This window comes from Streptomyces sp. RKAG293, from assembly GCF_023701745.1.
GTDB lineage: Bacteria > Actinomycetota > Actinomycetes > Streptomycetales > Streptomycetaceae > Actinacidiphila.
In genome coordinates this window covers 3,391,292-3,403,641 of record NZ_JAJOZB010000001.1, presented here as the reverse complement: position 1 = coordinate 3,403,641, position 12,350 = coordinate 3,391,292, and the positions used below count along the sequence as shown (strand labels likewise).

The 12,350-nt window shown below is 73.4% G+C and carries 7 protein-coding genes; 6 read left to right on the top strand and 1 reads right to left on the bottom strand.

Features of this window, described 5'->3' with window-relative positions:
• Positions 1-13 precede the first annotated feature (13 nt).
• The gene (locus LNW72_RS15110; protein ID WP_250975896.1) at positions 14-1,483 is read left to right on the top strand and encodes a hypothetical protein; all 1,470 of its coding nucleotides are present in this window, start codon (positions 14-16) and stop codon (positions 1,481-1,483) included.
• Between the two features lie 30 nt (positions 1,484-1,513).
• Here LNW72_RS15110 and LNW72_RS15105 read toward each other — a convergent pair whose 3' ends face one another.
• Positions 1,514-4,639, bottom strand: coding sequence for a phosphocholine-specific phospholipase C (locus LNW72_RS15105; protein WP_250975895.1), 3,126 nt, complete (start codon positions 4,637-4,639; stop codon positions 1,514-1,516).
• Between the two features lie 281 nt (positions 4,640-4,920).
• Between LNW72_RS15105 and LNW72_RS15100 the strand changes: the two genes are divergently transcribed.
• The 5 genes from LNW72_RS15100 (at position 4,921) to obgE (ending at position 12,337) form a co-directional block, all read left to right on the top strand.
• Positions 4,921-5,700, top strand: a complete 780-nt coding sequence (locus LNW72_RS15100) for a TIGR03936 family radical SAM-associated protein (RefSeq protein ID WP_250975894.1) — start codon at positions 4,921-4,923, stop codon at positions 5,698-5,700.
• Positions 5,701-5,922: 222 nt separating this feature from the next.
• Positions 5,923-9,915 carry a ribonuclease E/G gene (locus LNW72_RS15095; RefSeq protein ID WP_250975893.1) on the top strand — a complete coding sequence of 1,331 codons (3,993 nt, stop codon included), beginning with the start codon at positions 5,923-5,925 and terminating at the stop codon, positions 9,913-9,915.
• A gap of 262 nt (positions 9,916-10,177) precedes the next feature.
• Positions 10,178-10,498, top strand: coding sequence for a 50S ribosomal protein L21 (gene rplU / locus LNW72_RS15090; protein WP_138359423.1), 321 nt, complete (start codon positions 10,178-10,180; stop codon positions 10,496-10,498).
• A gap of 14 nt (positions 10,499-10,512) precedes the next feature.
• Entirely contained in the window at positions 10,513-10,770 is a 258-nt protein-coding gene (rpmA, locus tag LNW72_RS15085) for a 50S ribosomal protein L27 (RefSeq protein WP_138359421.1), read from the top strand.
• A gap of 136 nt (positions 10,771-10,906) precedes the next feature.
• Positions 10,907-12,337: a GTPase ObgE gene (gene obgE, locus LNW72_RS15080; protein ID WP_250975892.1), complete on the top strand. Its 1,431-nt coding sequence runs from the start codon at positions 10,907-10,909 to the stop codon at positions 12,335-12,337.
• Positions 12,338-12,350: the final 13 nt, after the last annotated feature.

The following is a 12,350-nucleotide window of genomic DNA, read 5'->3' as shown; positions in this document are numbered from 1 at the left end:
GTACCGTGCGCGCATGAGCGTGACGGGGGAACAGAACACCAACCAGGGCTGCTTGACGGTCGCGATACGGATGCCGGTGCGGATCTTCGCGCTCGTCGTGATCCTTCCGGTGCGGATGGCGTGGGACGCGCTCGCCGCCCTGAGCCGCGCCCTGGGCGCCGCCCTGGGCTGGCTGTGGCGGCGCATCGTCGTCGAACCGCTCGGCGCCGTGGCCCGCGGCACCGGCCGCGCCCTCAGATGGCTGGGCGGCGCCCTCGCCCGGCTCGGCCGCGTGCTCATCGCCGCCCCACTCGTCCGGCTCTGGACGGCGGTACTCGTCCCGGCCGGCCGGGGCACCGCCACCGCCACCCGGTGGCTGGTGCGCACGCTGGTCGTGGTGCCGCTCTGCGCCCTGTACCGCTACGTCCTGACGCCGTTCGGCCAGGGCGTGACGTGGTCGCTGCGCGCCACCGGATCCGGTCTGGCCGCGCTGGTGCGGCTGTTCGGCACCGGGGTCGCCCTGCTCGTGACCCACCTCCTCGTCCGGCCGCTGCGGCTGCTCCACAGCGCCGTCCTCGCCCCCGCCGCCCGCGCTCTGGCCGCCGCCCTCGCGGCCACCGGCCACGGCACCGGCGCGGCCGTGCGGTGGCTGCTGCGCGTGCTGATCGTCGTTCCGCTGGTGCTCCTGTACCGCTACGTGCTGACGCCGGCCGGCCACGGCGCCCGGTGGTCGGTGCGGGCGCTCGGCACGGCCGCCGGCTGGCTGCTCCGTTACCTGGTCGCCGTACCGGCCGTGGTCCTCTACCGCTATGTGCTCACTCCGCTCGGCCACGCCGCGGTCTGGACGGCCCGCGCGTCCGGCACCGCCGCACTGTGGCTCGGGCGGGTCCTGTTCGTGGTGCCGGTGGTCGCGTTCCACCGGTACGTGCTGACGCCGCTCGGCCGGGCCGCAGTGTGGTCGGTGCGGGCGCTCGGCACAGCCCTCACCTGGTCGGCCGAGGCCGTCGGCACGGCCGTCGGCTGGCTGCTGGGGTATCTGGTCGTGGTGCCGCTCGTGGCGCTCTACCGCTATGTCCTGGCCCCCGTGGGGCGGGAGATCGCCGCCGCGCTCGGCCATGCCTGGCGGGTCGCCGGGTACATCTCGCGGGCGGCGGGGCGCGGGCTGAAGTGGCTGGCGCGGACCCTGATCGGTGATCCGGCGCGCTGGGTGTGGCACACCGTCGTCGTACCCGCCGCCGACGCCGCGCGTGCCGCCGGCCGCTGGACGCGGCGCGAAGTGCTCGCGCCGGCCGGCCGGGCGGTCGGTGAGGCCCGGCAGATCGTTCAGGACGCGCTGCGCACCGTGCGGGTGACCGTACGCGAGGCGCGGGCGGACGCCCGCCGGATGCTGTTCGGGGCGCCGAAGAGCGCCGCGCGCCTTCCGGAGCAGAGCGCGGCGCCCGTCCCGGACTTCGTGAAGCGCGCCCCGGAGCCCGGCAGGCGCGTCCCGCCGGGTCACCGCTGAGCGGGACCGGGACCCGGCGGGACGCCGCCGTCAGCCGGTGATCGGCTTCGTGTCCAGCCGGACGTGGTCGATGGCCCAGTACCAGTTGTTGCCCGCGTTGAACATGCGGAACTTCAGGGTCACGGACCTGGCACCGGCCGGTACCGCCAGCTCACGGGTCACGAACCGGTCCTCCATGTCCTGGCCCGCGTTGTCGTTGCCGGTGGCGGCGGAGCTGTAGGTGAGCAGCGTCCGCTCCTCACCGGTGTCGAAGACGGCCGTGACGGTCGCGGTCTGCGGCGCCTCCTGGCGGTAGTGGGAGTCGAAGCCCAGGTGCAGCGTGGTCGCCCCGGCCGGAACGGCGACCGCCGGGGAGGCGAGCGTCGAGTCGAAACGGCCCTTGGCGGACGGCGCCCCGGTGTCGTCCCAGTCGTCCGGATCGGCGACCGCGACGATGCCGAGGCCGCGGGTGAAGCCGGCCCGGTCCTGGCCGCCGGTCGACCAGAAGCGCTTGGTCATGAACGTCCAGCCCTGCAACTCCCTGGTGCCCTGCGGCATCGCCGCCGCGTTGGTGACCGTCCAGCCGGCCGGGGCCGCCGCCGTCCAGCCGAGCAGATCGGCCGGGGAGCCGCGGTCGACGGCCGGCTTCAGCGCTCCGGCCAGCGACTCGAAGTCCTCACCGAGCAGATGACCGGCCATGGACGGCGCGGTGCGCGCCGCGATCTCGGCCTCGGCGAGGGCGAGACGGTCCCCGGCCCGGGCCCGGGAGACCACCAGCAGCCGGTGGGTGCCGCCGGCCGGGAGGCTCGCGGGCGGGGTGACGTCCCATACGGCGGTGCCGGAGGCGCCCGCGGCCAGCGCGGACGGCGCCGCGGTGACGTTCCGGACGCTCCAGCCCGGCGGAACGACGAGCCGCGCCTCGACACGGCCGGCGGCGGACGTGGCGGTGAGGGTCGCGGAGACCCTGGCGGCCTTCCCGGGGACGAGGATCGCCTCGTCGATGGTGGTGGAGGCGGAGGCCAGCCGGACGGTCGCGGCCAGCGCGTCCGGCAGGCCCATCGCCGGATCGGTGACCCCGGGCCGCCGATCGGCGATGCGGCCCGCGAACCGCCGCAGGAAGTGCACGTCGTCGGTGGTGGTGACGGCGAGGTCGTACCAGCCCTCACGGCCGGTCCTGACGGTCACCGTCCGGCGGTCGCCCCGGCCGACCCGCACCTCGCGGATGCCGTCGCCGTACGCCAGGTCGCCGACGAGGAACGTCCGGGCGGCGCGCTCCTCGTTGGTGAGTTCGATCTCGACCCGGCGGTGCCCGGTGTCCTCGGTGAGCTGCGCTTCCAGGCGCTGCGCGGCGCCGCGGAAGTGCCACAGCGAACCGCTCGGCCCGTGGACGCGCAGATCGTAGCCCTCGTCACCGATCGTCCAGGTGTCGGAGAGCCGGCCCTGCGCGCCGACGGTGTAGAACCGCGGCTTCCCGCCGGGGGCGGGGTACGCGGCGAGCACCGCGCCCTGCCGGCCGCGGTTGCGGAAGTCCAGCTCCAGCCGGCCCCTGCGCACCTGCGGCCGTACCCGCAGCGCGTACGGCAGGGCGCGTGCCGGACGGGTGCCGCGCTGCTGCCGGGGGAGGGACTGCGGGCTGGGCACGGTCGGCGCGGGGCGCGATCCGGCGTCCTCGGCCTTCTTCCGGTTGCCACTGGTGTCGGGCAGCGCCGGCCACACCGGGTCGTCACCGGAGAAGTCGAACACCGACAGCAGGTCGCCGGTGACCTCCCGGCGCCAGGCGCTGATGTTCGGCTCGCGCACCCCGAAGCGCCGCTCCAGGAAGCGGATCACGGAGGTGTGGTCGAAGACCGTCGAGTCGACGACCCCGCCCCGGGTCCACGGTGAGGCGACGATCATCGGGACCCGGGTGCCCAGGCCCAGCGGGTACGGGCCCGAGACGACGCTCTCGCCCGCCGGCAGGGTGTCCGACCAGGTCAGCGACCCGTCGGCGGCCTTGACCCGGTACTTCCCGTGCTGGCTGACCAGCCGGTGGTAGGTCTTGCCGTCCTTCGTCACCCGCATCACGACCTCGCCGTCCGGCGAGACCGTGCTGGCGCCCCGGCCGGCCGCGACCGGGGGGACGGGCGGCAGCAGATGGTCGAAGAAGCCGCCGTGTTCGTCGTAGTTGAGGATGAAGACGGTCTTCGCCCACACCTCGGGGTTGTCGGCGAGCGCCCCGAGCAGCCGGGCCGTCAGGTCCTCGCCGTTCGGCGGCGCGTAGTCGGCGTGCTCCGACAGCGCGGCGGGCGCCACCAGCCACGACACCTGGGGCAGCGTGTCGGCCCGCACATCGGCGGCGAACGCCGCGACCAGCGCGTCGCCCATCGCGAACGGGTCACCGCTGTGCGCGGCGTCCCCGACCATCCGCAGTCCCCGCTCGTACAGCGGCTCGCCGGGCTTGGCCCGGTGGAAGGCCGCGAACCAGGCGAGCGCGTTGTCGTCGAAGTTGTCGTGCGCCTGGTACGTCCGCCAGCTGACGCCGGCCCGCTCCAGCCGCTCCGCGTACGTCGTCCACTCGTAGCCGTCGGCGGTCTCGGTGTTGTCGTGCACCACGACATCGCGGACGGTGCCACCGCTGGTGCCCGTCATGAAGTGCTCGCGGTTCGGGTTGGTGCTGGTCTCCATGGACGCGTGGTAGTGGTCACAGATGGTGAACACCGAGGCCAGCGCGTTGTAGAAGGGCATGTCGGCCGGCTCGTAGTAGCCCTGGCCGAGCCAGCCGCCGCCGCGTCCGGACACATAGCCGTCGGCGATGCCGTCGTTGCGCGCGCCCATGGAGTCGACGTAGCCGAAGGCGGGAGCGCCCTGGCGGTAGGCGTTGGTGTGCGCCGCGTTCATGGCGAACGGCGAGAGGTAGCCCTCCTTGCGGGACGCGTCCGGCTGGTCGAAGACCGGCCGGCCGTTGATGCCGCGCACGGCGGTCCGGTCGCCGAAGCCGCGGATGCCGGACATGGTGCCGAAGTAGTGGTCGAACGCACGGTTCTCCTGCATCAGGATCACCACGTGCTGGATGTCCTCCAGCCGGCCGGGCTTGGCGGGGGCGGCGAGCGCGGTCTGCACGCTCAGCGGCAGCGCGGACAGCATCGCCGCTCCGGCGGCACTGCCGAGCAGCGTGCGCCGGGAGAGCTCAGGACTCATCGGGGGGCTCCTTCATCACATCCGCGGACCGGTCCCACGGAACGGTTCCGGTCCAGACCCGTTATGAATACGAGACGCGAATGGCGGTGACCGGAGGGGCGGATGAACTTTGGCCGAAACCCCGCGGGCCCGGCCGCTCCGCACGGCTCGTCATCACCTGTGCGCGACGCGGCGTAACCTTGGGTATGACAAACGGGCCCCGACCGGGCCCCCGCAGACGTACGAGGGACTGAACGACACTGGGCAAGCGACAGCCCGAAGGCCCACCGCCCGCACCGACGGTGCAGCGCATCCGCCTGCGCTACACCAAGCGCGGCCGCCTCCGGTTCACCAGTCACCGCGACTTCCAGCGCGCCTTCGAGCGGGCCCTGCGCCGCGCCGAGGTGCCCATGGCGTACTCGGCGGGCTTCACCCCGCACCCCAAGGTCTCGTACGCGAACGCCGCGCCCACCGGCGTCGGCAGCGAGGCCGAGTACCTGGAGATCGGCCTCACCGAGGTCCGGGACCCCGAGAAGCTGCGGCTGCTGCTCGACGAGTCGCTGCCCACCGGGCTCGACATCACCGAAGCGGTGGAGGCCCGTACCTCCGGCCTCGCCGAGCGGCTGCAGGCCTCCGTATGGCAGCTCCGGCTCGACGGCGTCGAGCCGGCCGAGGCGGAGCGCGCGGTCGCCCTCTTCCTCGCCGCCGAGACCGTCCAGGTCGAGCGGAAGACCAAGAACGGCATGCGCGCCTTCGACGCGCGCGACGCCGTCACCCGGCTCGAAGTCCTGCCGGTTGACGCGCTCGAACAGGGTGCCGATAGGCCCGAGCCTGTCGCCTGTGCGATACTGCGGCTAGTTGTTCGGCACTTGACACCTGCCGTGCGACCCGACGACGTCCTGTCCGGCCTCCGTGTGACGGCCGACCTCGCGCCGCCGGTCCCCGCAGCGGTGACCAGGCTGGCGCAGGGGCCGCTCCACGAAGAGTCCGGGACGGTCACCGACCCGCTCGCGCCAGATCGCGACGCCGCGACGGTGCCGAGTGGGGACTCCCCGCCGAAGGCTGGGGAAGCTTCCGCGTAGGAACGCCGTCGACGTGTTGCCGACGCGCCAGGGAGCCACCCGGGCCCGGCGACGCTGACCTAATAAGACTTTCGTCGGCCCGTCACAGGCGTGCCGACGAGCGAGACAACAGCTCCCGTGCGGCGCCCGCGCCCCCGGACAGCGGCACCACGACCGACGTCGCGGCCCGCCGCCACCGGAACAGAGCGCGGCGCCCGGGAGCATGACGGGAGCACTGCCCGAATGCTCGATCACAACGAGCCCAACGAGGCGCCGGACAACGGCGCCGCGACCAGCGAAGAAGCCACGGCCCCCCGCCGTCGCCGCCGTGCCGTATCCCGCCCGGCGGGCCCGCCCGCCGCGCCGGCCATACCGGCCACTTCCGCCGACGAGGCCGCCCCGGCCGCGAGCCCGGCGTCCGCAGCGGACACCGCCGCCCCTGATGACTCAGCCGCGCCGCCGCGCGCCCGGCGTCGCGCCACCCGCAAGGTGACGGCCCCGGCCGGTGCCCCCGCGGCCCCCGACGCCGTCGAAAGCCCAGTGGCCGCACAGCCCGCACCGGCCGCCGAGGCCGCTGACGCCCCGGACACCTCCGCCGCGCCGCCGCGCGCCCGTCGTCGTGCGACCCGCAAGGTCACCGCGCCGTCCGAGGCCCTGCAGGCGGTCGAGGAGGCGCCCGTCGCCGAGACCCCGGCCGCTGTCGAGGCACCGGCCGAGCCGGCCGTGGACCCCGCCGCGCCGACCCGGGCCCGCCGCCGCGCGACCCGTAAGGTCGCCGCGCCCGCCCAGGCTCCGCAGTTCACCGAGGAGGCGCCCGCCGCCCCGGCGCCCGTCGTCGCCGCGGCCCCCGCCGCGTCCGAGGCCGAGGCCCCGGGCCGTGGCCGCCGCTCCTCCCGCAAGCGCGTCGCTCCCTCCGCCCCGTCGGCCTCGTCGGCCGCGGGCGACGGTGCCCGCCGGCTGAAGCCGGGCGCGCTGGCGCCGAAGGACGACACCTTCGCGCAGGCCGCACCGGCCGCGCAGCCCGTCGTGCCGGACGAGGAGGACACCGACGTGCCCGCCGCGCCGCGTGCCGCCCGCCGCGCGACCCGTAAGGGCACCACCGAGGCCGCCCCGCAGTTCGCCCCGGTCGAAGAGGCCGTGGCCGAGGCGCCCGAGGCGGAGGCCCCGGCCCGCAACCGCCGCACCCGCAAGCGCGCCGTCGCCGCCGAGCAGGCCGTCGAGGCCGCCCGTCCGGTCGAGCCCGTCGAGCCCGAGGAGTCCGCCGCGCCGGTGGCCGTCGAGCCCGAGGAGGCTCCGGCCGAGCCGGCGCCGACCCGTGGCCGCCGCCGTGCGGTGCGCCCGCCGACGATGGTCTTCCAGCCGCCGGTCTTCCAGGCCGCCGAGCCCGTCACCGCCCCCGTCGCCGCGGAACCGGTCCAGGAGGAGCCGCAGGCTCCGGCCGTCCGGTCCCGTGACGAGGACGACGAGCAGGAGGGCGGTTCGCGCCGCCGCCGCCGTCGCCGCGGCGCCCCGGCCGAGGACGTGGTGACCGAAGCCGCGCCCGTCGAGGCCGAGGACGAGACCGCCGACGCGGTGTCCGAGGAGACCGTGTCCGACGAGGACGACGACGAGTCGGACGACCGTCCGTCGCGCCGCCGCCGCCGTGGTGGCCGCCGCCGCCGTCGGGGCGAGTCCGCCGACGGCGACGAGCAGTCCGCCGAGGACGACGAGCACGAGGACGACACCGAGGACGACGCCGAGGCGTCGGACGGTGGGCAGGACGACGACGACCACGGCTCCACCAGCAGCCGTCGCCGGCGCCGCCGCCGTCGCCGCAGTGGCGACTCGGGCGGGGACGACGGCACGGTCGCCGACGACCCGGAGCGCACGGTCGTCAAGGTCCGTGAGCCGCGCGCCAAGGCCGAGCCCAGCCTGGGCACCGGCTTCGACGAGGTGACGTCCATCAAGGGCTCCACCCGCATGGAGGCGAAGAAGCAGCGCCGCCGTGAGGGCCGTGAGCAGGGCCGCCGCCGCGTCCCGATCATCACCGAGGCCGAGTTCCTGGCCCGCCGCGAGGCCGTCGAGCGCGTCATGGTCGTCCGGCAGAGCGGTGAGCGCACCCAGATCGGCGTGCTGGAGGACAACGTCCTCGTCGAGCACTACGTGAACAAGGAGCAGGCCACCTCGTACGTCGGCAACGTCTACCTGGGCAAGGTCCAGAACGTGCTGCCGTCCATGGAGGCCGCCTTCGTCGACATCGGCAAGGGCCGCAACGCGGTGCTGTACGCCGGTGAGGTCAACTTCGAGGCGCTCGGCATGGGCCACGGCCCGCGCCGGATCGAGAGCGCGCTGAAGTCCGGCCAGTCGGTCCTGGTGCAGGTCACCAAGGACCCGATCGGCCACAAGGGCGCCCGTCTCACCAGCCAGATCTCGCTGCCCGGCCGCTACCTGGTCTACGTGCCCGAGGGCTCAATGACCGGCATCAGCCGCAAGCTGCCCGACAACGAGCGGGCCCGGCTCAAGACCATCCTCAAGAAGATCGTCCCCGAGGACGCGGGCGTCATCGTGCGCACCGCCGCCGAGGGTGCGAGCGAGGAGGAGCTGCGCAGCGACGTCGACCGGCTGCAGGGCCAGTGGGACGACATCCAGAAGCGTGCCAAGGGCGGCAACGCCCCGACGCTGCTCTACGGCGAGCCGGACATGACCGTCCGCGTCGTCCGCGACATCTTCAACGAGGACTTCACCAAGGTCATCGTCAGCGGTGACGAGGCGTGGGGCACCATCCACGAGTACGTCAGCCAAGTCGCCCCCGACCTGACCGACCGGCTCACCCGGTGGACCTCCGAGGTCGACGTCTTCGCGACGTACCGGATCGACGAGCAGCTGCTGAAGGCGCTGGACCGCAAGGTCTGGCTGCCGTCCGGCGGTTCGCTGGTGATCGACAAGACCGAGGCGATGATCGTCGTCGACGTCAACACCGGCAAGTTCACCGGTCAGGGCGGCAACCTCGAGGAGACCGTCACCAGGAACAACCTGGAGGCGGCCGAGGAGATCGTGCGCCAGCTGCGGCTGCGCGACCTGGGCGGCATCGTCGTCATCGACTTCATCGACATGGTCCTGGAGTCCAACCGCGACCTCGTCATGCGGCGTCTGCTGGAGTGCCTGGGCCGGGACCGGACCAAGCACCAGGTCGCCGAGGTCACCTCGCTCGGACTGGTGCAGATGACCCGCAAGCGGGTCGGCCAGGGCCTCCTGGAGTCGTTCTCCGAGGTCTGCGTGCACTGCAACGGGCGCGGCGTCATCGTCCACATGGACCAGGCGACGACCACCGGTGGCGGCGGCAAGCGCAAGCGCCGCGGCAAGGCCGGGACCGGTGCGGGCGACGAGCACACGCACGAGCACGACACCGAGAACGAGAACGAGAACGAGAACGACGAGTACGAGGCGCACGAGGACGCGGACGAGTACCCGGAGTTGGAGCCGGTCGCGGTGACCGAGGCCGAACTGGTGCCGACGGTCGCGACCGACGACGAGTGGTTCAGCAGCGCCGCCGAGGCCGAGGCCGAGGCCGCGGCGACGTCGCGTGGCCGTGGCGGCCGCCGCCGGGCGAGCCGCAAGGCCACCGCCCCGGCGGGCGCGCCCTTCGCCGACCGGCAGACGCCGGCCGCCGAGGTGATCGAGTTCGTGATCGAGCCCGCCGCCGAGGCCCCGGAGCCGGTCGCCGAGCCGGAGCCGGTGGCGGTCGCCGAACCGGCACCCGTCGCGGAACCGGTCGTGGAGGCGCCGGCCCCGGGCCGTACGCGCCGCCGTGCCACCCGCAAGGTGAGCGCCCCGGCGGGTTCGCCGGCCTCCTCCGAGGCCGAGCCCGTCACCGTGGTCGAGGCCGCCCCCGTCGTCGAGCCGACGCCGGAGCCGGTCGTGGAAGCGGCGCAGCCCGCTCCCTCCGCCGCACCGCCCCGGGCCCGCCGCCGTGCGACCCGCGAGGTGACCGCTCCGGCGGCCGAGGGCGCCGCAGTGGTGGTCGTCGGCACCGAGGCCGCCCCCGAGGCCGCGGAGACCGTTCAGGAGGCCGCTGAGGCCGACGGTGCGGTCACGGAGCCCAAGAAGCGGGCGCCGCGCAAGGCGGCCGCGAAGAAGGCGCCGGCGGCGAAGAAGGCCGTGGCGAAGAAGACGGCGGCCAAGAAGACCGTCGCCAAGAAGGCGCCGGCCAAGAAGGCGGCCACCAAGAAGACCGCCGGCACGGCCGACAGCGAGTAGCCCAACTGCTGGTGTGACAAGCCGTCTTGAGACGGTGAAGGGCGGGCCCGGAGACCTCGGGCCCGCCCTTCCGCACTACGGCCGCCGGCCGCCCGGCCACCCGGTTTGACCCTGCGCCATGGGCCCCGTAGCCTTGGCCTTCGGCGTTTTTGCGCCCGCTCCTGAGCAAATCCCTCCCGGTCCGCCGGGAGAGGCCCCCCAATGTCGGACAGGGATGGCTGGCTTCAGGAGTACCCGATTCGAGCTTGAGAGTGAGTTCCGCGTGTACGCAATCGTGCGCAGCGGCGGCCGCCAGCACAAGGTGGCCGTTGGCGATGTCGTCGAGGTAGACAAGATTTCCACCGGCAAGGTGGGCGACGCGGTCGAGCTCTCGACGCTGCTCGTCGTCGATGGCGACTCCGTCACCAGTGACCCGTGGGTCCTGGCCGGAATCAAGGTCGCGGCCGAGATCGTGGACCACCACAAGGGTGTCAAGATCGACATCCTGCGGTACAAGAACAAGACCGGTTACCGCCGTCGTCAGGGTCACCGTCAGCAGTACACGGCGATCAAGATCACCGGTATCCCCGCGGCTGCGAAGTAAGGGACTGAGAGAACATGGCACACAAGAAGGGTGCATCGTCCACCCGTAACGGACGTGACTCCAACGCTCAGTTTCTCGGCGTGAAGCGTTTCGGCGGCCAGGTCGTCAACGCCGGCGAGATCATCGTCCGCCAGCGTGGCACGCACTTCCACCCCGGTTCGAACATGGGCCGCGGCAAGGACGACACGCTGTTCGCTCTCGCCGCCGGTGTGGTCGAGTTCGGCACCGCGCGTGGCCGCAGGGTAGTGAACATCGTTCCGGCCGCCGTCTAATACGGCTCCGCAACGAACACAGACACACCACTGAGGGCGGATCCCACTTCCCCGACGCGCACCGCGCGCGGGAAGAGGGTCCGCCCTTGGTGCGTTAGTACAGAGACAATCCCGTATTTATCTGGAGGCAATCCGTATGACCACCTTCGTGGACCGCGTCGAGCTGCATGTCGCCGCGGGTAACGGAGGCCACGGCTGCGCCTCCGTTCACCGGGAGAAGTTCAAGCCGCTCGGCGGTCCGGACGGCGGCAACGGCGGCCGTGGCGGCGATGTGATCCTGGTCGTGGACCAGGACGTCACCACGCTCCTCGACTACCACCACACCCCGCACCGCAAGGCCACCAACGGCAAGGGCGGCGCGGGCGGCAACCGCACCGGCTCCGAGGGCCAGGACCTGGTCCTGCCGGTGCCGGACGGCACCGTCGTGCTGGACAAGGACGGCAATCTGCTCGCCGACCTCGTCGGCCAGGGCACCACCTTCGTCGCCGGCCAGGGCGGCCGCGGCGGCCTCGGCAACGCGGCGCTGGCCTCGGCCCGCCGCAAGGCCCCCGGCTTCGCGCTGCTCGGCGAGCCCGGCAAGGCCCGGGACATCGTCCTGGAGCTCAAGACCGTCGCCGACGTGGCACTGGTCGGCTACCCGAGCGCGGGCAAGTCCTCGCTCATCTCGGTGCTCTCGGCCGCCAAGCCGAAGATCGCCGACTACCCCTTCACCACCCTGGTCCCGAACCTGGGCGTGGTCACCGCCGGTGAGGTCGTCTACACGATCGCCGACGTCCCCGGCCTGATCCCGGGCGCCAGCCAGGGCCGCGGCCTGGGCCTGGAGTTCCTGCGGCACGTCGAGCGCTGCTCGGTGCTCGTGCACATCCTGGACACCGCCACGCTGGAGTCCGACCGTGACCCGGTGACCGACCTCGACGTCATCGAGGCCGAGCTGGCCGAGTACGGCGGCCTGGGCGACCGGCCGCGCATCGTCGTGCTGAACAAGATCGACGTGCCGGACGGCAAGGACCTCGCCGACATCATCCGGCCCGAGCTGGAGGCCCGCGGCTACCAGGTCTTCGAGGTCTCGGCCGTCTCCCGGCTGGGCCTGCGCGAGCTCTCCTTCGCCCTGGCGAAGATCGTCGCCGAGACCCGCGCCGCCAAGCCCGCGCAGGAGTCGACCCGGGTCGTCATCCGCCCGGTCGCGGTGGACGACGCCGGCTTCACCGTCACCGAGGAGGAGGGCTCCTACCGCGTGCGCGGCGAGAAGCCCGAGCGCTGGGTGCGGCAGACCGACTTCTCCAACGACGAGGCCGTCGGCTACCTCGCGGACCGGCTCTCGCGCCTCGGTGTCGAGGAGCGGTTGGTGAAGGCCGGCGCCCAGGCGGGCGACGAGATCATCATCGGCGAGGAGGAGAACGCGGTCGTCTTCGACTGGGAGCCGACGATGGCAGCCGGCGCCGAGATGCTGGGCCGCCGCGGCGAGGACCACCGCTTCGACCCGCCGCGCCCGGCCGTCAACCGCCGCCGCGACAAGAGCGACAAGGACGACGCGCAGCAGGAGTTCGACGACTTCGAAGCCTTCTGAGCAGCCGTTCCGA

Excerpts from the sequence above, each read along its gene's own strand:
- LNW72_RS15110 (WP_250975896.1), top strand. The coding sequence starts at position 14 with ATGAGCGTGACGGGGGAACAGAACACCAACCAGGGCTGCTTGACGGTC.
- LNW72_RS15105 (WP_250975895.1), bottom strand. The coding sequence starts at position 4,639 with ATGAGTCCTGAGCTCTCCCGGCGCACGCTGCTCGGCAGTGCCGCCGGA.
- LNW72_RS15095 (WP_250975893.1), top strand. The coding sequence starts at position 5,923 with ATGCTCGATCACAACGAGCCCAACGAGGCGCCGGACAACGGCGCCGCG.
- rpmA (WP_138359421.1), top strand. The coding sequence starts at position 10,513 with ATGGCACACAAGAAGGGTGCATCGTCCACCCGTAACGGACGTGACTCC.
- obgE (WP_250975892.1), top strand. The coding sequence starts at position 10,907 with ATGACCACCTTCGTGGACCGCGTCGAGCTGCATGTCGCCGCGGGTAAC.